Source organism: Streptomyces sp. NPDC006259 (assembly GCF_042870975.1).
Taxonomy (GTDB): Bacteria; Actinomycetota; Actinomycetes; order Streptomycetales; family Streptomycetaceae; genus Streptomyces.
In genome coordinates, this window is sequence record NZ_JBIAHY010000006.1 from 493,225 (window position 1) to 512,388 (window position 19,164).

Sequence of the window (19,164 nt, forward strand, 5' to 3'; positions counted from 1 at the left end):
GGATGTCCGCCGGTTCCCGAGGCCCTCGGGAACCGGCGCCTGTCTGCGGTTCCCTCAGCCGGCCGCCACCGTCAGCGGAGCGAACCGCCGGGTCCAGTCACCGGGCAACTCGGTGATGCCGTAGGTCATGACGGTGTTGAAGGCGACCGATGCCAGGCCGCGCTCCTTGACCCAGGCCAGGAGTTCCTCGTGCCGGACGTCGATGTCGGTGCGCAGTGGCCGGTTGGAGCGCTCGGCCAGCGACGCCAGCAGTGCCTTCGCCGTCTCCGTGTCCCGGGCGATCAGCGGCCCCACGACATGGGTGTCCATGTTGGGCCAGGCGGCCGCGTAACCGATGATCCGGCCGCCGTCCTCGGCGACCCGCACCTGGTCGGCGAAGGCGGGCAACCGGGCGATCACGGGCATGCGGTCGGCGCCGAAGACCTGCTCGTCCAGGCGCAGGATCGTGGTGAGATCCTCGGCCGTGGCCGCGCGGGTCATGACGCCGCCGGAGACGGGCCCGTCGGGTGTGAAGCGGCCGACCACCATTTCGGCGCGGCCCGTGGTCTTGAATCCCAGCTCCTCGTACAGCGGACGGCCGTTCGGCGTCGCGTGCAGGGTCAGCGGGGTCGTGCCCATCACGGAGGTGATGTGCCGCACGAGCCGGCGGCCGACGCCCTGCCGGGCATGCCGTTCGGCGACCAGCACCATGCCGATGGCGCCGAATGCGGGTCGGCCATGAGGGCCGTACTCGGTGACGACGCAGGCGCTGACGAGGCCGCCGTCCGGGTCGTCGATGCCGTAGCCCTTTCCGGCGGTGAGGAGGAAGCCCCACTTGTGCTCCTCGCGTGGCCACCCCCTGTCTTCGGACAGGTCGGCGCAGGCGATGAGGTCACGGTGTGTGAGACGGCGGACGGGGAGAGCGGCAAGAGAAGGAGTCGGCACGCACGTCAGGCTGTCCGACCGGGGCCTCTGACGTCCACCTGTTTCCCCACAGTCGTAGGTGCTTTTGGCCAAGCCGTGGCCCACTGCACAGCTTGCCGACGGCCGACCGTCGTTTTACGTGAAACGACGACCGGCCCTCGGGAGAGGCCAGGGCGAACACGGCCCATGCACCGCGTTAGCCTCGCCGCCATGACACGACTTCATTTCTTCGACCTCGACGGCACGCTGCTGCACGGAACGTCGGCGCCGGTCGAGATATCGCGCCAGCTCGGCCTCGAGGTGGAGACGGTCGCCCTGGACCAGGCTGTCTCCGCGGGCCTGATCGGACCGCCGGAGTACGCGGCGCAGGTGTACGCGCTCTGGACCGGGCTCACCGACGCCCATGTGACGACGGCGTTCGAGAGAGCGCCTTGGCTGGCGCGTATCCGGGAGGTCTGGTCGGAGATCAGGAGCCGGGGGGAGTACTGCGCCGTGGTGTCGCTCTCGCCTTCGTTCTTCGTGGAGCGGTTGACCGGCTGGGGTGCACATGCGGCTTACGGTTCGCGTTTTCCCGCTGTTCCCTTCACCGAGCCGGTGGATCCGGCGGGCGTGCTCACCTCCGCGGCGAAGGTGCTGATCGCTGACCGGTTGTGTGCGGAGTTCGGTGTGACGCGGGCCGACTGTGTCGCCTATGGCGATTCGCTCTCCGACAAGGATCTGTTCGGGGCGGTGCCGGTCTCGGTCGCGGTCAATGCCGACCGTCATCTGACGGGCCTGGCGACCCACTCGTACTCGGGCAAGGATCTATGGGAAGCCTATGAACTGGTGTGCCAGGCCCCGTAGCCCGGGAACCGGCACGTTCGCGGTCCGTTCCTCGTCCCGGCCACAAGTGGGGAACGGAGCCTGGGGACGTGGCGGTGTGCGGACACCGGGGATGAAGGCGCTCGGCTCCCATGACAGCGCCGAAGCCTCGACCGATCGGCATCGGCCCCCGGAAACCTTGTGAGGAGAGCCGGCCGCCGTTCGACGTCGCGGAGCCGTGCGGAGACCCGGTCAGCCTCGCCGCCGAGGACCCGCCGAGGACCCGCCGAGGACCCGCCGCGGACAACCGATCTCTGCGTTCCTCGGAAGCGCGTACGTCACGACTGGGTCGAGGAAGTGGCCGCGCCGGAAGCTGACCTGAGCCCGGAGCGTCACCCCAGGTCCGGAGCGTGCATGGCACGTACGCCCTCGATGTTGCCGTCGAGGTAGTGCCGCAGAGAGAGCGGTACGAGGTGGACGGAGGCGATCCCGACCCGGGTGAACGGCACGTGCACGATCTCGTACTCCCCGACGGGCTCGTCGATCTCAGGGCCGTGCCGCAGAGCGAGGTCCATGGACTCCAGTCGGCAGACGAAGAAGTGCTGCACCTTCACACCGGTCGCGCCGCCGTCCTCGCCGATGTGTTCGACGGTGTCGACGAAGCAGGGGACGACATCGGTGATCTTCGCGCCGAGTTCCTCGTACACCTCTCGATGCAGGGCGTCGACGACGGTGGTGTCCTCAGGCTCGACTCCGCCACCTGGGGTGACCCAGTAGGGATCGAGGCCAGGTTTGCTGCGTTTGATCAGGATCAGGTCGTCGCCGTCCAGTAGAACGGCGCGCGCGGTGCGCTTGACCACAGGTCGGACGGTCATGGGAGGAATGTGGCCCGGCTGGTTCCACGTGAAACATCTCCGATGGGCACCGCCCCGACCCGGTCCGTCCGGCGACCAGGCCGTGCTCCGCGTCGCACAACGGGGTGGTGAGCAGGGCGGCGCGTGGTCGGGCCATGGTGATGGCGAGATCCTGGTGTCCGGCGGCCAGCCCGTCCAGGGTGTCGTGGGCGGCTCCCGAGGCAGCGCGCAGGGTGAGCCTCCGACCGTCCCCGTCGGTCGGTTCGGTGAGAGAGAAGGAAAGGGCCCGTTCGGCGGTGACTCGGGCGGACCGGCAAGGTGCAGGGTCCGTACGGAGGCCTCGTCGTCGAGGCCGGTCCCGACGATCTTCACGAGGGCGTCGAGATGCGGGTTCGCGATGGTCCTCGCGCGCGGAGCCGAGGACGGTCCGAGCCACGGGCTCGGACCGGTCTCCGGGTGGAAGGGACGCCGTGCGGGCATCCGTTCCGGTCACCGCGCCGACTCGTCCAACGCGCGCAGCACGTCCGCCACCAGGTCCTCCGGGTCCTCGGCGCCGACCGACAGCCGGATGAAGCCCTCCGGAACCGCGTCCCCGCCCCAGCGCCCACGACGTTCGGCGGTGGAGCGCACCCCGCCGAAGCTGGTCGCATCGTCCACGAGGCGTAGTTCCGCGAGGAAACGCTCGGCACGTGCGCGCGTGGGCAACGCGAAGGAGACCACGCAGCCGAAGCGCCGCATCTGGCGCGCGGCGACCTGGTGCGACGGGTCGTCCGCCAGCCCCGGGTATCGCAGTCCACTCACCTCGGGCCGGTCCCGCAGCGCCTGGGCGACCATCAGCGCGGTGGAACACTGCCGGTCCACACGCATCTGGAGCGTGGCGATCGACCGGTGCGCGAGCCAGGCCTCCATGGGCCCCGGGATCGCCCCGACGATCTTGCGCCAGCGTCGTACGGCCGTCATCGGTTCGCCGGAGCGTCCGGTGACGTAACCGAGGAGGACGTCCCCGTGCCCCGTGAGCTGCTTGGTGCCGCTGGCCACCGAGAAGTCGGCGCCCAGCTCCAGCGGGCGCTGCCCGAGTGGCGTCGCCAGCGTGTTGTCGACGGCCACCAGGGCGCCCCTCGCGTGTGCCGCCTCGACGAGACGCCGGATGTCGCACACGTCGAGGCCCGGGTTCGACGGGGACTCGATCCACAGCAACCTCGCCCCGTCGAGGACGCCCAGCTGGGCGTCGCCACCGGTCGGCGCGGTGCGCACCTCGATGCCGTACGCCTCCAGTTGGGCGCGCACCAGGGGAAGCGCCTGGTAGCCGTCGCTGGGCAGGACGACGGTGTCCCCGGTGCGCAGCTGGGAGAAGAGCACGGAGGAGATCGCCGCCATGCCGGAGGCGAACACGAGCGTGTCGACACCGTCCTGCCCCGGCGCCTCCAGCTCGCCGACGGCGCGCTCCAGATGCGTCCAGGTCGGGTTCTCGTCGCGGCCGTAGGTGTACGGACCTGTGGGCTCGCCGGGCAGGTGGAAGTGCGCGGCGAACACCGGGCCGGGCAGGGTCGGCTCGTACTTCACCGGCTCCGGAAGACCCGCCCGTACCGCGCGCGTGCCTTCACCGGCGCCTCCGGCCGTCGTGGAGTCACTCATGCCGCTCGTCCTTCCACGTCCGCGCGAACCGCGGCGAGCAGTCCGACGCTCGCCTCCTCCACCAGCCGGAGGCACTCTTCGAAGCCGTCCCTGCCCCCGTAGTAGGGGTCGGGAACGTCCAGGTCGTCGCCGCCTGCTGGGGAGTACGCGCGCAGCAGCCGGATCTTTCGGGCGTCCTCGTCGGTGGGGGCGAGCCGGCGCAGGGCCCTGAGATGACCGGCGTCCAGGGCGATCACGAGGTCGAGGCGAGTGAACCAGGACCGTTCGAACACGCGGGCCGTGTGCTCGACGGCGTAGCCGTTGTCCTCCAGGACGGAGACGGCGCGCGGGTCGGCACCCTCGTCCGCGTGCCAGTCGTCCGTGCCGGCGCTGTCGACGTCGACCAGGGCGTCGAGGCCGACCTCCGCGACGCGCGCGCGGAAGACGGCCTCGGCCATCGGGGATCGGCAGATGTTGCCGGTGCAGACGAAACAAACCCGGTAACTCATCGCGTGCTCAGTCCTCGTCGGGCAGGACGACATTGAGCGCCCAGGAGACCACGGAGATGATCAGGCCGCCCAGTACCGCCGTCCAGAAACCCTCGACGTGGAAACTGACGTCGAGCTTGTCGGCCAGCCACGAGGTCAGCAACAGCATCAGCGCGTTCACCACCAGGGTGATCAGGCCGAGCGTGAGGATGAAGAGGGGGAAGGTCAGTACCTTCACGACCGGCTTGACCAGAGAGTTGACCAGGCCGAACAGGAGCGCCACCACGATCAGGGTGCCGACCTTCTTGCCCGTGCCGGCACCGGTCAAGGTGATCTTGTCGAGCAGCCAGACGGCGACCGCCAGGGCGCCCGCGTTGGCGATCGTCTTGACTACGAAATTCTTCATGTGTCTGATCGTGACAGAAGAGATCGGCTACGAGGGCGGACGAGGGCGATGAAGGCATTCCGGTTGGACGAACTGGAGGCGGAGAGAGCCGCCAACGACGGCGCCTACCTGCAATTCCTGCGGGAGCGGAACATGTCGGTGGGCCTCTACGCGCTCGATGCCGGAGACCACGACCCGCAGAGCCCGCACCAGCAGGACGAGGTGTACTTCGTCGTGAGCGGGCGCGCATCCATCACGGTCGGTCTGGAGACCACCCAGGTCGCACGCGGAAGCGTCGTCTACGTGCCGGCCGGAGTCGCCCACAAGTTCCATCACATCAGCGAGGACCTGCGGGTCATGGTGGTGTTCTCGCCGGCGGAGGGCTGAGCGTCTCCCTCTGGGAGGGGACTCGTGGTCTCGGGGTTCCCTAGGGGGTGGGTCAGGGGAGGACAAGGGATGCGAGGCCCCCGCAGGCACCCCTCGAGACCTAGCATCGACGGCAGGACATCGAAGGATCCGGGCCGCCAGTGGCACCGGACATCGGACAGACGAGGACGAGGGCGATGCGAGAGATCTTCGCGGGACTGCCGTGGTGGTTGAAGTGGGTGGCGGTGCCGGTCATCGCGCTGGTCGTGTTCGGCGGGCTGATAGCGAGCGTCGTCGGCTTCGTGATCGGACTGCTGTTCAAGCTGCTGGTCTTCGTGGCACTGGTCGGCGGACTGGTCTACGTGGTCCGCAAGTTCACGGCGGGCTCCTCCTCACGCGGCGACTGGTGAGCGGTTCGGGGAGCGGGAGCCGGTAACAGGAATCGCCGGTTCCCTCGGCCGGGGGAAGTTTCCCGGACAGCGGGACCGTCCCCGGTGGCGGGCCGTTAGAGTCCGGAACCCGTCGCGGGGCCACACCCCCGCGAGCGGCGTCCCCCACTCCCGTGTTCCCCGCACGGGCCGCTCTCTCGCACTTCGGGAGTCACCCTTGGCCACGGCTGACACCGCAGCATTCGCGGAACCGCACTCACCCCCCACTCGCACGCGTGGCGCCACGCCCCTTCCCCAGCGACCGGCGGGCAGAGGCGTCCCCGAACAACCGCAAGCCACGACGACACTCATCGGCTCCGTGCAACGCGCCATGCGCCTGCTGGAATCCGTGGCCCGGCACGACGGCGGGGCTCCGGCCAAGCAACTGGCCCGCGAGACCGACCTGGCGCTGCCCACGGCGTACCACCTGCTGCGCACCCTCGTGCACGAGGGCTATCTGTGGCGCGACAAGGGCATGTTCTTCCTCGGCGAGGCGGCCGAACGCCTGAGCGCAAGCGCAGCCGCGCAGAAACGTCGCAGCACCGTGGTCGCGACCCTCGCCCACTGGCGGGACTCGATCGGCGTTCCGGTGTACTACGCCCGCTACCGGGACGGCGAAATCGAGGTCATGTGCGTCTCCGACACCCCGGGCAATCCGGCGGTGGAGGAGTGGGCCGACTTCCGGGAGACCGGGCACGCGCACGCCATCGGTCAGTGCCTGCTGTCCCAACTGGACGAGAAGGCCCGCCGTGACCACCTGGACCGTTACCCCGTGCAGTCGATCACCCCGTACACCGTCCGGGACGACCACACCCTGTTGCGGCGGCTGGCCCGGGCGCGGCGGATGGAGACGGTCGTCGAACGGCAGGAGTACGCGCTGGGCACGGTGTGCGCCGCCATCCCGATCACTGTGGGCACGACGGCCGCCACGATGGCCATCTCCCTCCCCGTTCATCAGGCCGACCGGCTGCCGGCGGCGGTACACCAGTTGCAGAGCGAGATCGGGCGAATGCTGGGATCACTCGCGATCTCTATCAGTATCTGAAAACTCACTCCTTGTGATCTGTTGTGCACGTTGAGCAAGATGCCAGCAGTGTCAGGGGTTGATTCCCAGCCAGTCGACGGCAATGACGGGGTTAGGCGATGCGCGAGTCCGTGCAGGCAGTAGAGGCAGAGGTCATGATGAGCTTTCTCGTCTCCGAGGAGCTCTCGTTTCGTATCCCGGTGGAACTGGGCTACGAGACGTGCGATCCGTACGCCGTACGGCTCACCTTCCATCTGCCCGGCGATGCCCCGGTGACCTGGGCGTTCGGGCGTGAGTTGCTCATCGACGGGGTGGGCAGGCCGTGCGGCGAGGGAGACGTGCGAGTCTCGCCGGCCGACCGGGACGTGCTGGGCGAGGTACTGATCAGGCTGCAGGTGGGTGGCGACCAGGCGCTGTTCCGCTCGTCGGCGGCGCCGCTCGTGGCCTTCCTCGACCGCACCGACAAGCTGGTCCCGCTGGGACAGGAGGGCGCGTTCGCCGACTTCGACGCCCACCTCGACGAGGCCTTGGACCGGATCCTGGCGGAAGAACAGAACGCCGGATGAGGCCTGACGGAGCGGTGGTGGCGCGATGGTGCAGGAACGCTTCTGCGAGGGGGCGGCCGGCTGCGTCGACGATCACCAGGGCGGCGATCGGAGCGAGAGCGCCGTCTGACGGAGCGTGAGGTCGGCGGGCGCTCGAGGGGAGTCGGCCCCGATGACTCTCTTCGAGCGCCCGCCGGTGTCAGTGCTTGCGCCGCCTGCCCTTGCCGCCCCGGGCGACCTGCGGGACCGGACCCGCCGTACCGGCCGTCGTGGGCCCCGGTGCTCCCGGTGTCCCTGAGGCCGGGTCGGGAAGCGCGCCGGTGCCTGACCGGTCCGCCGAGACCACGAGCGCGGCGAGCGCGGTGGTGACCGGGACCGACGCGACCAGACCGATCGAACCGACCAGCGTGCGCACGATCTCCGCGGCGACCAGCTCGCTGTTGGCGACCGTGCTGACGCTGCTCTGCGCGATGGAGAACAGCAGCAACAGCGGCAGCGCGGCGCCGGCATAGGCGAGGACGAGCGTGTTGACCACGGACGCGATGTGGTCGCGGCCGATCCGGATGCCCGCCCGGTACAGACCTCGCCAGCCCATCGAGGGGTTGGCCTCGTGGAGTTCCCAGACCGCCGACGTCTGCGTGACCGTCACGTCGTCGAGGACACCGAGCGAGCCGATGATGATGCCGGCGAGGAGCAGACCGCTCATGTCGATCGTCGGGTACAGACCGTGGATGAGACCGGTGTTGTCGTCCGTGTTGCCGGTGAGCGCCGCCCAGTCGACGAACCAGGAGCCGAGGACGCCGATCAGCAGCAGGGAGATGAGTGTGCCCAGTACGGCCACGGAGGTGCGGGCAGACAGGCCGTGGCACAGGTAGAGAGCGATCAGCATGATGGCGCTCGCTCCGACGACCGCCACGGCCAGCGGGTTGGAGCCCTGCAGGATCGCGGGCAGGACGAAGAAGTTCAGCACCATGAAGCTGATGGCCAGAGCGACCAGCGCCATGACTCCCCGCAGCCGCCCGACGACCACGACGGCGACGGCGAAGATGGCCGCGAGCAGGCCCATGGGAACACGGCGGTTCACGTCGGTGACCGAGTACTGGAGGTCCTTCGGTGCGGAGGGCTCGTAGGCGACCACGACCTTCTGGCCCTCGTGCAACTGCCGTGACTGGTCCGGTTGGATGATCTCGGTGAACGTACGGCCCTTGTCCGCGCCGGTGTCCACGCGGATCGTGGCCCTCTTGCAGGTGCCGTCCGCCTGCTGTTGCGCGGATGAGCCCTCAGCGGTCGAGGTGTCCCCGGTCGGAGTGCCGCCGGAGGCGTTCGCCGACGAGCAGCTGATCTTCACGACCTCGGAGACCGTCGCCTGCTGCGTCTGCCGGTCGAAACCGACGCCGGTGCGCTCATGCGCCGGGGCACCGCCGGGCCACAGCGTGACCAGACCGACGAGCACGGCCACGCCGAAGGGGACGAGGACGGCTGCGATGACCTTGCGCAGATGCTTGGAGACGGGGGCGGCCGGGCCATGGCTGTGGCTGTGCCCGTGGCCGCCACCCGGACCGGAACCGTGCCCGCCGCCGTGCCCGCCGGGGCCGCGTCCATTGCCGTGCCCAGGGCCGTCATTGCGGCCGTCACCGTGGTCCTCGTCGGAGCCGTGTCCGTCAGCCGGGCGCGGGCCGTGTCCATGGCCTCCGCCGAGGTTCCCGTCACCAGGCCCGCGTCCGTGACCTCCGCCGGAGTCACGGCCCGAGCCCTGCCCGCCCCCGGTCCCGAATCCGTATCCGCCCTCGGGACCGCGACCAGGACCAGAACCAGGACCGCGACCCTGACCGACACCCGGGCCAGGACCCCGACCCGGTCCCGAACCCGGTCCGGGACCGGAATCGCCGCCGGGGCCGTACCCCTGGTCTCGTCCCGGGCGTCCACCGGGAGGCATGCCCGGATCGCGGGGCTGTTCGGGAGGGGGAAACGGAGGCGGAGGTGTCGTGGTCACCGCCCGATCATCGCAAGAACGACAGAGGCCCACTGTTCACCGCGCCACAAAGGACGCTAGCGTGGGGGCACCTTTGCACACGCGGGAGCTCGGAGCACCGGGCTGAGAGGGCGCTGACCTCCGTATTCGCGATGTTTCACGTGGAACGTCACCACAACCGAGTGATGTTTCACATGAATCGTCGGCGGACGGAAGCCGCTGCGTCGACCGCCGAACCTGTTACCGGGTAATGCCGGCGTAGGGAGTAGGTCTCATGACCAACAAGGACGCACGCACGCCTGCCTCCGCGCAGACCTCTGACGAGGTCTCTGCCGACGGGGAGACCGGGAAGTCCATCGGATGGCACAAGGCGTATGTCGAAGGCCCACGCCCTGACCTGCGCGTGCCGGTCCGTCAGGTGCATCTCACCAACGGGCAGTCGGTCACGCTGTACGACACCTCGGGCCCGTACACCGATCCGCTCGTCGAGACGGATGTCCGCCGAGGGCTGCCGCCTCTGCGGGAGAACTGGGTGATCGGCCGCGGCGACACGGAGGAGTACGCGGGCCGCCCCGTCCGTCCGGAGGACGACGGGATCAAGCACACCTCGCCACGCGGCGGCCTGCGCAACCTGGACGCGGTCTTCCCCGGACGGCCACGCCTGCCACGCCGCGGCCGCGACGGCCGGGCGGTGACCCAACTCGCCTACGCCCGGCGCGGAGAGATCACCCCGGAGATGGAGTACGTGGCCATCCGGGAGAACGTGGAACCCGAGGTCGTACGGGAGGAGATCGCGGCCGGACGGGCGGTGCTGCCGGTCAACGTCAACCATCCGGAGATCGAGCCGATGATCATCGGCAAGCGGTTCCTGGTGAAGGTCAACGCCAACATCGGCAATTCGGCGGTGACGTCCTCCATCGAGGAGGAGGTCGAGAAGATGACCTGGGCGACCCGTTGGGGCGCCGACACGGTCATGGACCTGTCCACCGGCCGCAACATCCACACCACCCGTGAGTGGGTGTTGCGCAACTCCCCCGTCCCCATCGGCACGGTGCCGCTGTATCAGGCGCTGGAGAAGGTCGACGGCCGCGCGGAGGAGCTGACCTGGGAGATCTACAAGGACACCGTGATCGAGCAGGCCGAACAGGGTGTGGACTACATGACCGTCCATGCGGGCGTTCGCCTGCCGTACGTCCCGCTGACGGCGAACCGCAAGACCGGCATCGTCTCCCGCGGCGGCTCGATCATGGCCGCCTGGTGTCTGGCCCACCACAAGGAGTCGTTCCTCTACGAGAACTTCGAGGAACTCTGCGAGATCCTCGCGGCCTATGACGTCACGTACTCGCTGGGCGACGGTCTACGGCCCGGTTCCATCGCGGACGCCAACGACGAGGCGCAGTTCGCGGAGTTGCGGACGCTCGGGGAACTCAACCGGATCGCGAAGCGGTTCCATGTTCAGACCATGATCGAAGGGCCGGGCCATGTCCCGATGCACAAGATCAAGGAGAACATCGACCTTCAGCAGGAGATCTGCGAGGAAGCGCCGTTCTACACGCTCGGCCCGCTGACGACGGACGTCGCACCGGCGTACGACCACATCACCTCCGGCATCGGCGCCGCGATGATCGCCTGGTGGGGCACGGCGATGCTGTGCTACGTCACGCCCAAGGAACATCTGGGCCTGCCCAACCGCGACGACGTGAAGACCGGCGTCATCACCTACAAGATCGCGGCCCACGCGGCCGACCTTGCCAAGGGGCACCCCGGTGCTCAGGAGTGGGACGACGCGCTGTCCGACGCCCGCTTCGAGTTCCGCTGGGAAGACCAGTTCAACCTGGCTCTGGACCCGGACACCGCGCGGGAGTTCCACGACGAGACGCTGCCGGCCGAACCGGCCAAGACGGCTCACTTCTGCTCGATGTGCGGACCGAAGTTCTGTTCCATGAAGATCTCCCATGACATCCGCCGTGAGCACGGCGGCAGTCGGGCGGAGGTCGAGGAGGGAATGGCGCAGAAGTCCAAGGAGTTCGCGGCGGCGGGCAACCGGGTGTATCTGCCGATCGCGGACTGAGGGGCGGGCGACGGCACCGCTGCCGTGCGTGCTGGACACGGCAGCGGTGCCACAGGCGTTCGCGTGCGTTGGAGGTGCAGCCTATGGTGGTCGGGCCGACCGTGGTGGGGGCCGGCGACGGTCGAGTCGTGGGGAAGGCCGGACCGGGTGGTCGCCGGGTGTGGGAGGCGGGCGGTCGGCGCTCGGCTTCGTCCGAGGACGGTGATTCCGGGCCGAGGCTCGGCAGACTGGTGTCATGACAGCGCGATCCATGAGCAAGGGCGCCAATCTGCCGGTCGATGTGCCGTCCGTACGCGTCGAGATCAGTTGGTCCGAGCGGGGCGGCGGGCCGGACGTGGATGTGTCGGCCCTGATCCTCACCGCCGCCGGGAAGGTGCGTGACGACACCGACTTCGTCTTCTACAACCAGCCGCGGCACGCTTCCGGCGCCGTTCGGCATCTGGGGAAGCGGAGCGCCGGCGGCGTCGTCACCGACGCGGTCGAGGTGGACCTGCCTTCGCTGGAGAGTGCCGTCGCCCGTGTGGAGCTGTGCGCGTCCGCCGACGGCGGCACCTTCGGGCAGGTGGCCGATCTGGCGCTCAGGCTGCTCGACGCCGAAAGCCTGACGGAGCTGGCCCGGTTCGAGATGCGAGGGGAGACGGAGACGGCGTTCATCGCGGGTGAGTTGTATCTGCGGGAGGGGCGTTGGAAGTTCCGGGCGGTCGGGCAGGGGTATGCCTCCGGGCTCGCGGGGCTGGCCACCGACTTCGGGATCAGCGTCGATGAGGAACCCGCTGGTACGGCAGCCGCCCCGGCCGCACCGGCCGTTCGCACACCGCCCCCGGTCACTCCCCTGCCCCCTGTCGCGCCCCTGCCCCCGGTCGCGCCCCCGCCCCCAGTCACGCCCCCGCCGCCCCTGTCGGCTTCGGCCGCCCCCGCCGCCGTACCCGCACCGCCTTCCGGAGCCAGGCTGACCAAGGGAGAGGAACGCCTTCCGGTCGATATGCGCAAGCGGCTGTCGCTGCGCAAGCAGCAGGTGGCCGTGAGTCTGAGCAAGCGTGGTGCGGAGGGGGTCACCGCGCGGGTCGTTCTGGTGCTCGACGCGTCGGGGTCCATGTCGTTCCTGTACTCCGGCGGCGTGGTGGCGGACGTGGTCGAACGCATGGCCGCTGTGGCGGCGCAGCTCGACGACGACGGCGAGATGCAGGCGTGGACCTTCGCATCGAACCCGGCCCGTCTGCCGGATCTGCGGCTGGGCGAGCTTCCCGAGTGGCTGCGGCTGCACGTGCGGGTGGGGGAGATCAGCCTGTTCCGGCGGAGCAAGAAGCCGCAGAAGGGGCTGCGACCGGGCCAGGTCGACATGCGCTCGGTCGGCATCCAGAACGAGGAACAGAAGGTGATCGCCCAGGTCAGAGACTACGTACGGGGGAATCCGGCGACGGCTCCGACGCTGGTGCTGTTCTTCTCCGACGGAGGCGTCTACCGCGATGCCGCGATCGAGAAGGAGCTGCGGGCGGCGGTGGAGGAGCCGATCTTCTGGCAGTTCGTCGGACTGGGCCGCTCCCACTACGGCGTCCTGGAGCGGTTCGACGCGTTGCCGGGCCGGCGCGTGGACAATGTCGGCTTCTTCGCCGTGGACGACATCAGCACGATCCCGGACCAGGAGCTGTACGACCGCCTCCTGTCGGAGTTCCCGAGGTGGCTCACGGCCGCGGGCCGGGCGGGGATCATCTGACCGGCATGCCGGTCCTCGCCCTCCGGCCCCGTCCCGTGTTTCCTCGGCCCCCGTCCCCTGTTCCCCCCGTCCCCTCGGCCCTCGGTGTACGGCTTGCGCTCCCCCGGAGGGGGCGCAAGCCGAGGGCCTATTCCGGCTGGTGCTCCGGGCCCCCGAAGTCCGGACTGGAGTAGTCCGGGCTGCTGAAGCTGGGGCGGGAGCCTGCCGAGGTTCCCTCGTCCGGGCTGCTGAAGCCCGGACGGTCGTAGCCGATCTTCGGCAGGCGGCCGGTGGGCGCAGACGGGGCCGGTGCGGGGGCGAGTGCGGCGCCGGCGTCCGGGTTGGCGAGGGCCTCGCGCAGGAAGGGCATGATGCCCCGCTCCAGCAGGGCTTCCCGCCAGGCCTCCTTCGCGCGGTCCACCTCCTCGCTCAGCGCGCTGTGCGGGCCGGCCTCCAGGGAGGGACGGTTGCGCAGGGCGGTGAGCAGGAGGCCTACGGTCGCGACGAGGATCGCGGCCGCGGCCACCGCCCCGAACGTCCATCCGGTGATGAGCATCGTCCTGGCGAACGCCGGCTCGGGGTCGAGCATCCGCAGGATGTAGCCGACGAGCAGGAATATCACCGCGGCGGTTCCGGCGAGGACGGGGGTGAGCACAGCGGCGATGGCGACGGCGCCCGCTCCGGCGGCCTCGGCCGCCTCGCCCACGGTGGCGGCGAATCCGATCCCGCCGACGCCCGGCTCACCCGAGCCGGACTCATGGCCGGCGGAGGAGGGACCGGAGGACGCCGGATGGCGCAGTTCCTCGCGGACCTTCACATAGTGCTGGTACTCGGTCGCCGCGGCCGCCGTGATGAGCGCGGAGGCGTTGAGCGCCATGGTGCGCAGTTGTTCGGGGTTGAGCCGCTGCCCCACAGCGGCCAGTTCCGGGTGGTGTGGTGCGGAGCGCAGCGCCTCGTTGAGGATCCGCTCGTACTCCTGGCGGTCCTCGCTGTGCAGGTGCTGCGGAACGCTGTTCATGTGCATCCCCCGATGCTCCGTAGGGCTTGGGGCTCGCATGCCAACGAGCCGTCGGGCAGAAACGGAGGGGAGCCTGCTACGGATAAAGCGATGGTAGAGCGGCGACGGCATGAGGTAACAGGGGGTTTGCTGAAATTGACCCCTGCTCCGCGGTGCCGTCGGGCGGGTCCGGCGCGCGCGGCGACGGACCCGTGACCGTCAGGTGGGCAGCGGAAGTTGCTGGACCAGCAGCTTTCCGGCCATCGTCACTCCGCCGTCCATCGCGATGGCCAGCCCGCCGGCGTAGACGTGCGGCCCCGCCACCACGGGACGGGCCGAGTCCTCGTCGTCCTCGGAGCCGACTTCGCCCAGCAGATACGGAATGGGGCTGTGGCCGTGAACGATGCGGGTGCCGCCGTACGTATCGAGCAGGGAGCGGACGGCGTCGGCGCCCCCCTCGTCGCGGAAGGAGAAGCGCTTGGTGAACTTGCGGAACAGGTCCCACACCTCGTCCGCGTCGTTGCGCGTGATCGTCTCGCGGACGGTGTCGTTGACGGCCTCGATCGAGTCGCCGTAGTCGAGGTAGGCGGTGGTGTCGGAGTGCACGAGCAGATGACCGTCGACCTCCTCCATGGCGTCGAGGCGGGCCATCCACTGGAGGTGGTGGTCCTGGAGGCGGTCCATGTCCGACTTCTGCCCGCCGTTGAGCAGCCAGGCCGCCTGGAAGGTGGCGGTCCCCGCTCCGGAGTTGACGGGGGTGTCGCCGAACCGCTTCGCGCCGAGCAGGAGCAGTTCGTGGTTGCCCATGAGCGCCTTGCAGTAACCGCCGGCCGCCGCGGCCTCCGCGGACAGCCTCATCACGAGGTCGATCACGCCGATGCCGTCCGGGCCGCGGTCGGTGAAGTCGCCGAGGAACCACAACCGGGCGGTGCCCGCGCACCAGTTGCCGGCGGCGTCGATCAGGCCCTTCTCCTGGAGGGCGGCGATCAGCTCGTCCAGGTAGCCGTGCACGTCGCCCACGACGAACAGAGCACCTGGGCCGGTCCCGGCCTGGGGAGCCTGGGCCTCGGCCGGATCGACGGCCACCTGGAGGGTGTCGCCCCGGTTGATGACGGGCAGATCCCGCTGGGTGGGCGTGTATCCCTCCGGGGGACCGAGGGGGTCCTCGAGGGGCGGTGCCGCGTTACCGGGGTGCGCGCCGTGGTCGTACGGACCGGTCTCGTGGACGTACGCGGGCACCCGGAAGTCGCGCACCGTCGCCGTACGCTCCACCTCGGGTCCCTGACCGGCCCCCTGAGTCATCAGACCCCTCCACCATCGCGCCGCATCTGCACCGCTTCGGACTGCCTGGTCGCGACGGCCCGCGGTGCCGTGCGCCCATCATAGGAATGCGGATCGTGCCGTGTGACGACCCAGGGGTGGTGAATCGGAGCAATGCTCCTGTTCACCGCGGCTTTCGCCCCGATTGGGCCGGGCTTCGGCAGTGCTCGCTCACCCACCGCACACCGTGCGTACACCCTCGGCCCACCCGCCCGTGCCGTCGCCGGGGGATCCGGGAGCGTGTTGGGGGAGCGGTGCGAGCGGGTGAGGTCACCATCGGAGCGCGCTCCGGGTGGTGTTGAGCGACTCCGTCCGGGGCTCGTGCCGACCGACCGCGGGTGTTGCCGGGGTTTCTCGGATCATCTCCGGGCGTCACCGACGTCTCGGGGCGGAGGCCCGCCACCGCCCACACGGTCCGACGGCGCACCGGGCCTCGGCGACCTCGCCGTGCCCCGGTCGCGCCGGACCCATCCACCCCGCCCCCCGAAGACCGCCCGGCCGGCCGAGCCCCGGAGGATCCCCCGCCACGGCCCCTGCCGGGATGCGGAACCAGGTCGTCCACCCCGCTGTGGCCCCCTGGAGCCGAGCCGGCGTGCCACCCCCCGGGCAGACCGCCCGCCTTCCCCTACTTCTCCTCCGGTACCCGGGGCGGACTGACCGTCGTACGTGGCGAACGTCGCTGGGACGAGGTACGCACGATCAGTTCCGTCGGTATCACCTGCTCGACCGGCCGGTCGGAGTCGAGGCCTTCGATCGCGTCGATGAGCAGCTGCACCACCGCCGTGCCGATGCGCCGGGGCTTCAGCGACAGCGTGGTGATGGGCGGCTCGGTGTTGGCGTAGACGGTGGACTCGCTGCAGCACACCAGCAGCAGGTCCTCCGGAACGCGCAGGCCGTAACGGCGGGCCGCGGCGAGGAGATCCGTGCCGTTGGGGTCGAACAGGCCGTAGACGGCGTCCGGGCGGTCGGGCCGGGCCAGCAGTCGGTCGGCGGCGACGGCGCCCGCGCACGGATCGTGGGCGGGGTAGGCCTCGTAGACGGGATCCTGGCCGACCCGCTCGCACCAGTGCAGGTACGCGCTGGTCGACAGGTGGGTGTACGTGTCGGTGGTGGTGCCGGTGAGCAGGCCGATACGGCGGGCGCCGGCGGCGGCGAGATGGTCGAGGATGTCGAGGACGGCGGCCTCGTGGTCGTTGTCCACCCACGCGGTGACCGGGAGCGGACCGGCCGGGCGGCCGTCCGAGACGACCGGCAGGCCCTGCCGGAGCAGTTCTCCCACCACCTGATCCTGGTCGGAGGGGTCGATGACGACCGTGCCGTCCAGGGCGACGTTCGACCACACGTCGTGGCGCGAGGTCGCGGGGAGGATGACGAGGGCGTAGCCGCGGGCGAGCGCCGCGGAGGTGGCGGCCCGCGCCATTTCGGCGAAGTAGGCGAACTCGGTGAAGGTGAAAGGTTCATCCCCGTACGTGGTCACGGTCAGGCCGATGAGACCCGACTTGCCGGTACGGAGGGTTCGGGCCGCGGCCGAGGGGCGGTAGCCCAGTCGGTCGGCGACTTCTCGGACATGGCGTCGGGTGGCGTCCGGGAGCCTGCCCTTGCCGTTGAGGGCGTCTGAGACGGTTGTGATGGACACTCCGGCGGCGGCGGCCACGTCCCTGATGCCCGCTCGGCCCGGCCGGTTGCCTCGGCGTGAGGTTTCCGCGCGGCTCACCTGGTGCTTCCCTGCTGCTGTCATGGCGAGCCGATAGTAGGGCTCATTCGGTGGGGTAGGGCGGACGCATATGCACACATTGACAGGCACGTTTCTGCATGGTCATGGGTCATCAAATGCCTTAGAAAACATGGTAGTTGGTCCCTCGTATGCCAGGACGTGACGTGTGGGTACGTATGAGCCTGCCAAGGCGCCGATGTTTCGAAGAGGTCTCAACTCACCTGCACGAGGGATGCGCGCCACGGCGCAAGCCACCGGCGCGTAGATATATGTACGGCGCGCCCCCAGCGTGCACGCCTTCGTTCGCCTTCGTTCGTCTTGGTCCGCCTTCGTACGGTGATGCCGCCGAGGTGGGTGTGCGGCGCGGTGCGGTGCGGTGCGGCACGACGGGAGCGGCGCGACGCAGCGGGGCGACGGGGTGCGACGCGATGCGGTGGAAGCGGTGGGATACGACGGGGGCGTTGGGGGTGGATGTCGTGCGGTGGAGTGCGGTGGAGTGCGGCGGGGGGCGACGGGGTGCGGTGCGACGCAGTGGGATGCGGTACGACGACGGGTCGGCCCGGCGCCGAGGCTTCGAGGCCGTGGTCGGGGTTCCCGGCGCCGGAGCGGCGCAGGCCGTGGTCGGGGTCCCCGGCCGGGAGCGGCACCGCGCGGGTTCGCGAGCGCGGGTCCGTCCTCGGCTGTACGCAGCGGAGCCGAATCCTCATAGGGTGAGCAGTATTGAAGCCGGTGGTGGTCACGAGGAGGACTGCGGTGAGCGAGACGAGCCCCAAGCTGCGTGCCGAGCTGGAGGGAATCCCCACCTACAAGCCGGGCAGGCCGGCCGCGGCGGACGGCCCCGTGGCCTACAAGCTGTCCTCCAACGAGAACCCCTATCCGCCGCTGCCGGGCGTGCTGGAGCGCGTCACGGCCCTCGCCGGGTCGTTCAACCGCTACCCGGACATGGCGTGCTCGGGGCTGGTGGAGGAGTTGTCCGAGCGCTTCGGTGTGCCGGCCTCGCACATCGCCACGGGCACCGGCTCGGTCGGCGTCGCCCAGCAGCTGATCCAGTCGACCGCGGGGCCGGGCGACGAGGTCATGTACGCGTGGCGGTCCTTCGAGGCGTACCCGATCATCACGCAGATCAGCGGCGCGACCCCGGTCCAGGTGCCCCTGACGGCCGGTGATGTGCACGATCTGGACGCGATGGCCGATGCGATCACCGAGCGGACCCGGCTGATCTTCGTGTGCAACCCCAACAACCCCACCGGCACCGTGGTGCGGCGGGCCGAGCTGGAGCGGTTCCTGGATCGGGTACCCGCCGATGTCCTCGTGGTGCTCGACGAGGCGTATCGGGAGTTCATCCGTGACCCCGAGGTGCCGGACGGGGTGGCGCTCTACCGGGAGCGGCCGAACGTCTGTGTCCTGCGGACGTTCTCCAAGGCGTACGGCCTCGCCGGCCTGCGGGTCGGTTTCGCGATCGCCCATGAGCCGGTGGCGGCGGCGCTGCGCAAGACGGCTGTGCCGTTCGGGGTGAGCCAGATCGCGCAGGAGGCGGCGATCGCCTCGCTGCGGGCCGAGGACGAACTGCTCGGCCGGGTCGGCTCCCTGGTCTGCGAGCGCAACCGGGTGGTCGAGGGGCTGCGTGCCCAGGGCTGGACGGTGCCGGAGACGCAGGCCAACTTCGTGTGGCTGAGGCTGGGCGAGCAGACGGTCGCCTTCGCGCAGGCGTGCGAGCGGGCGGGCGTCGTGATCCGCCCGTTCCCGGGCGAGGGTGTGCGGGTGACGATCGGGGAGACCGAGGCCAACGACATCTTCCTGAAGGCGGCGGAAGGATTCCGCGGGGAGCTTCAGCGGTGAGACATCGGTCACCCGGCCCGCGAGGGGTCGGGTGATCTGGGCAGGTCAGCGCCTATGACGTGGTGCGGGCGGCCGGATGTGGCGAGGGGGTTCCCCGGGGTAAGGGGGACCCCCTTCGCGTGTCGAAAATCCGTGCGCCATAATTGCTTG

Annotated in this window: 17 protein-coding genes, 1 pseudogene and 1 riboswitch; of the genes and pseudogenes, 8 read left to right on the forward strand and 10 right to left on the reverse strand. The window is 69.9% G+C overall.

Annotation, left to right across the window (positions count from 1 at the left end):
- Positions 1–54: 54 nt before the first annotated feature.
- Positions 55–924, reverse strand: a complete 870-nt coding sequence (locus tag ACFYO5_RS26750; protein ID WP_388713263.1) for a GNAT family N-acetyltransferase — start codon at positions 922–924, stop codon at positions 55–57.
- 189 nt (positions 925–1,113) lie between these two features.
- Here ACFYO5_RS26750 and ACFYO5_RS26755 point away from each other — a divergent pair, with 189 nt between their 5' ends.
- Positions 1,114–1,746, forward strand: coding sequence for an HAD family hydrolase (locus tag ACFYO5_RS26755; protein ID WP_388713266.1), 633 nt, complete (start codon positions 1,114–1,116; stop codon positions 1,744–1,746).
- Between the two features lie 350 nt (positions 1,747–2,096).
- On the opposite strand, the gene ACFYO5_RS26760 is transcribed toward ACFYO5_RS26755, so the two are convergent.
- The 5 genes and pseudogenes from ACFYO5_RS26760 to ACFYO5_RS26780 all read right to left on the reverse strand — a co-directional run bounded on the left by ACFYO5_RS26760 (position 2,097) and on the right by ACFYO5_RS26780 (position 5,066).
- The gene (locus tag ACFYO5_RS26760; protein WP_356569991.1) at positions 2,097–2,579 is read right to left on the reverse strand and encodes an NUDIX hydrolase; all 483 of its coding nucleotides are present in this window, start codon (positions 2,577–2,579) and stop codon (positions 2,097–2,099) included.
- Between the two features lie 70 nt (positions 2,580–2,649).
- Positions 2,650–2,954, reverse strand: a pseudogene (locus ACFYO5_RS26765) (LysR family transcriptional regulator); the annotation flags it as partial.
- A 93-nt stretch (positions 2,955–3,047) separates the two neighbouring features.
- Positions 3,048–4,193, reverse strand: a complete 1,146-nt coding sequence (locus ACFYO5_RS26770) for a cystathionine gamma-lyase (protein ID WP_388713269.1) — start codon at positions 4,191–4,193, stop codon at positions 3,048–3,050.
- A complete protein-coding gene (locus ACFYO5_RS26775; RefSeq protein ID WP_388713272.1) occupies positions 4,190–4,681 on the reverse strand; it encodes a low molecular weight protein-tyrosine-phosphatase in 492 nt (163 codons plus the stop codon). The genes ACFYO5_RS26770 and ACFYO5_RS26775 overlap by 4 nt, the downstream gene beginning before the upstream one ends.
- Positions 4,682–4,688: 7 nt before the next feature.
- Positions 4,689–5,066 (reverse strand): phage holin family protein, encoded by a 378-nt coding sequence (locus tag ACFYO5_RS26780; protein ID WP_388713275.1) that lies wholly within the window; start codon positions 5,064–5,066, stop codon positions 4,689–4,691.
- A gap of 48 nt (positions 5,067–5,114) precedes the next feature.
- On the opposite strand from ACFYO5_RS26780, the gene ACFYO5_RS26785 reads away from it, so the two are divergent.
- The 4 genes from ACFYO5_RS26785 (at position 5,115) to ACFYO5_RS26800 (ending at position 7,429) form a co-directional block, all read left to right on the forward strand.
- Complete coding sequence (locus tag ACFYO5_RS26785; RefSeq protein ID WP_356569984.1) at positions 5,115–5,432, forward strand: cupin domain-containing protein; 318 nt, start codon at positions 5,115–5,117, stop codon at positions 5,430–5,432.
- Between the two features lie 176 nt (positions 5,433–5,608).
- A complete protein-coding gene (locus ACFYO5_RS26790) occupies positions 5,609–5,821 on the forward strand; it encodes a DUF5326 family protein (protein WP_356569983.1) in 213 nt (70 codons plus the stop codon).
- A gap of 337 nt (positions 5,822–6,158) precedes the next feature.
- Positions 6,159–6,884 (forward strand): IclR family transcriptional regulator, encoded by a 726-nt coding sequence (locus ACFYO5_RS26795; protein ID WP_388713278.1) that lies wholly within the window; start codon positions 6,159–6,161, stop codon positions 6,882–6,884.
- A gap of 98 nt (positions 6,885–6,982) precedes the next feature.
- Positions 6,983–7,429 (forward strand): SsgA family sporulation/cell division regulator, encoded by a 447-nt coding sequence (locus ACFYO5_RS26800; protein ID WP_388713281.1) that lies wholly within the window; start codon positions 6,983–6,985, stop codon positions 7,427–7,429.
- A 178-nt stretch (positions 7,430–7,607) separates the two neighbouring features.
- On the opposite strand, the gene ACFYO5_RS26805 is transcribed toward ACFYO5_RS26800, so the two are convergent.
- Entirely contained in the window at positions 7,608–9,401 is a 1,794-nt protein-coding gene (locus ACFYO5_RS26805; RefSeq protein ID WP_388713284.1) for a YibE/F family protein, read from the reverse strand.
- 71 nt (positions 9,402–9,472) lie between these two features.
- Positions 9,473–9,662, forward strand: a riboswitch (TPP riboswitch).
- Here ACFYO5_RS26805 and thiC point away from each other — a divergent pair.
- Together thiC and ACFYO5_RS26815 are read left to right on the forward strand one after the other, a co-directional pair.
- Positions 9,655–11,451 (forward strand): phosphomethylpyrimidine synthase ThiC, encoded by a 1,797-nt coding sequence (gene thiC, locus ACFYO5_RS26810; RefSeq protein WP_388713287.1) that lies wholly within the window; start codon positions 9,655–9,657, stop codon positions 11,449–11,451. Its footprint overlaps the riboswitch before it by 8 nt.
- Before the next feature lie 235 nt (positions 11,452–11,686).
- Entirely contained in the window at positions 11,687–13,165 is a 1,479-nt protein-coding gene (locus ACFYO5_RS26815) for a VWA domain-containing protein (protein WP_388713290.1), read from the forward strand.
- Between the two features lie 127 nt (positions 13,166–13,292).
- On the opposite strand, the gene ACFYO5_RS26820 is transcribed toward ACFYO5_RS26815, so the two are convergent.
- From ACFYO5_RS26820 to ACFYO5_RS26830, 3 genes are all read right to left on the reverse strand, one after another.
- Positions 13,293–14,168, reverse strand: coding sequence for a hypothetical protein (locus ACFYO5_RS26820; protein WP_388713293.1), 876 nt, complete (start codon positions 14,166–14,168; stop codon positions 13,293–13,295).
- Positions 14,169–14,360: 192 nt separating this feature from the next.
- On the reverse strand, positions 14,361–15,443 hold the full coding sequence (locus tag ACFYO5_RS26825) for a metallophosphoesterase (protein WP_388713296.1): 1,083 nt from the start codon (positions 15,441–15,443) through the stop codon (positions 14,361–14,363).
- A 643-nt stretch (positions 15,444–16,086) separates the two neighbouring features.
- Complete coding sequence (locus tag ACFYO5_RS26830) at positions 16,087–17,199, reverse strand: LacI family DNA-binding transcriptional regulator (protein ID WP_388713299.1); 1,113 nt, start codon at positions 17,197–17,199, stop codon at positions 16,087–16,089.
- 729 nt (positions 17,200–17,928) lie between these two features.
- Between ACFYO5_RS26830 and hisC the strand changes: the two genes are divergently transcribed.
- Positions 17,929–19,014, forward strand: coding sequence for a histidinol-phosphate transaminase (hisC, locus tag ACFYO5_RS26835; protein ID WP_388713302.1), 1,086 nt, complete (start codon positions 17,929–17,931; stop codon positions 19,012–19,014).
- Positions 19,015–19,164: the final 150 nt, after the last annotated feature.

What these genes read in the sequence shown, in the direction of transcription:
- ACFYO5_RS26755 (WP_388713266.1), top strand. Translation starts at nt 1,114, where the DNA reads ATGACACGACTTCATTTCTTCGACCTCGACGGCACGCTGCTGCACGGA.
- ACFYO5_RS26760 (WP_356569991.1), bottom strand. Translation starts at nt 2,579, where the DNA reads ATGACCGTCCGACCTGTGGTCAAGCGCACCGCGCGCGCCGTTCTACTG.
- ACFYO5_RS26770 (WP_388713269.1), bottom strand. Translation starts at nt 4,193, where the DNA reads ATGAGTGACTCCACGACGGCCGGAGGCGCCGGTGAAGGCACGCGCGCG.
- ACFYO5_RS26775 (WP_388713272.1), bottom strand. Translation starts at nt 4,681, where the DNA reads ATGAGTTACCGGGTTTGTTTCGTCTGCACCGGCAACATCTGCCGATCC.
- ACFYO5_RS26780 (WP_388713275.1), bottom strand. Translation starts at nt 5,066, where the DNA reads ATGAAGAATTTCGTAGTCAAGACGATCGCCAACGCGGGCGCCCTGGCG.
- ACFYO5_RS26785 (WP_356569984.1), top strand. Translation starts at nt 5,115, where the DNA reads ATGAAGGCATTCCGGTTGGACGAACTGGAGGCGGAGAGAGCCGCCAAC.
- ACFYO5_RS26790 (WP_356569983.1), top strand. Translation starts at nt 5,609, where the DNA reads ATGCGAGAGATCTTCGCGGGACTGCCGTGGTGGTTGAAGTGGGTGGCG.
- ACFYO5_RS26800 (WP_388713281.1), top strand. Translation starts at nt 6,983, where the DNA reads ATGCGCGAGTCCGTGCAGGCAGTAGAGGCAGAGGTCATGATGAGCTTT.
- thiC (WP_388713287.1), top strand. Translation starts at nt 9,655, where the DNA reads ATGACCAACAAGGACGCACGCACGCCTGCCTCCGCGCAGACCTCTGAC.
- ACFYO5_RS26815 (WP_388713290.1), top strand. Translation starts at nt 11,687, where the DNA reads ATGACAGCGCGATCCATGAGCAAGGGCGCCAATCTGCCGGTCGATGTG.
- ACFYO5_RS26820 (WP_388713293.1), bottom strand. Translation starts at nt 14,168, where the DNA reads ATGCACATGAACAGCGTTCCGCAGCACCTGCACAGCGAGGACCGCCAG.
- ACFYO5_RS26825 (WP_388713296.1), bottom strand. Translation starts at nt 15,443, where the DNA reads ATGACTCAGGGGGCCGGTCAGGGACCCGAGGTGGAGCGTACGGCGACG.
- ACFYO5_RS26830 (WP_388713299.1), bottom strand. Translation starts at nt 17,199, where the DNA reads ATGACAGCAGCAGGGAAGCACCAGGTGAGCCGCGCGGAAACCTCACGC.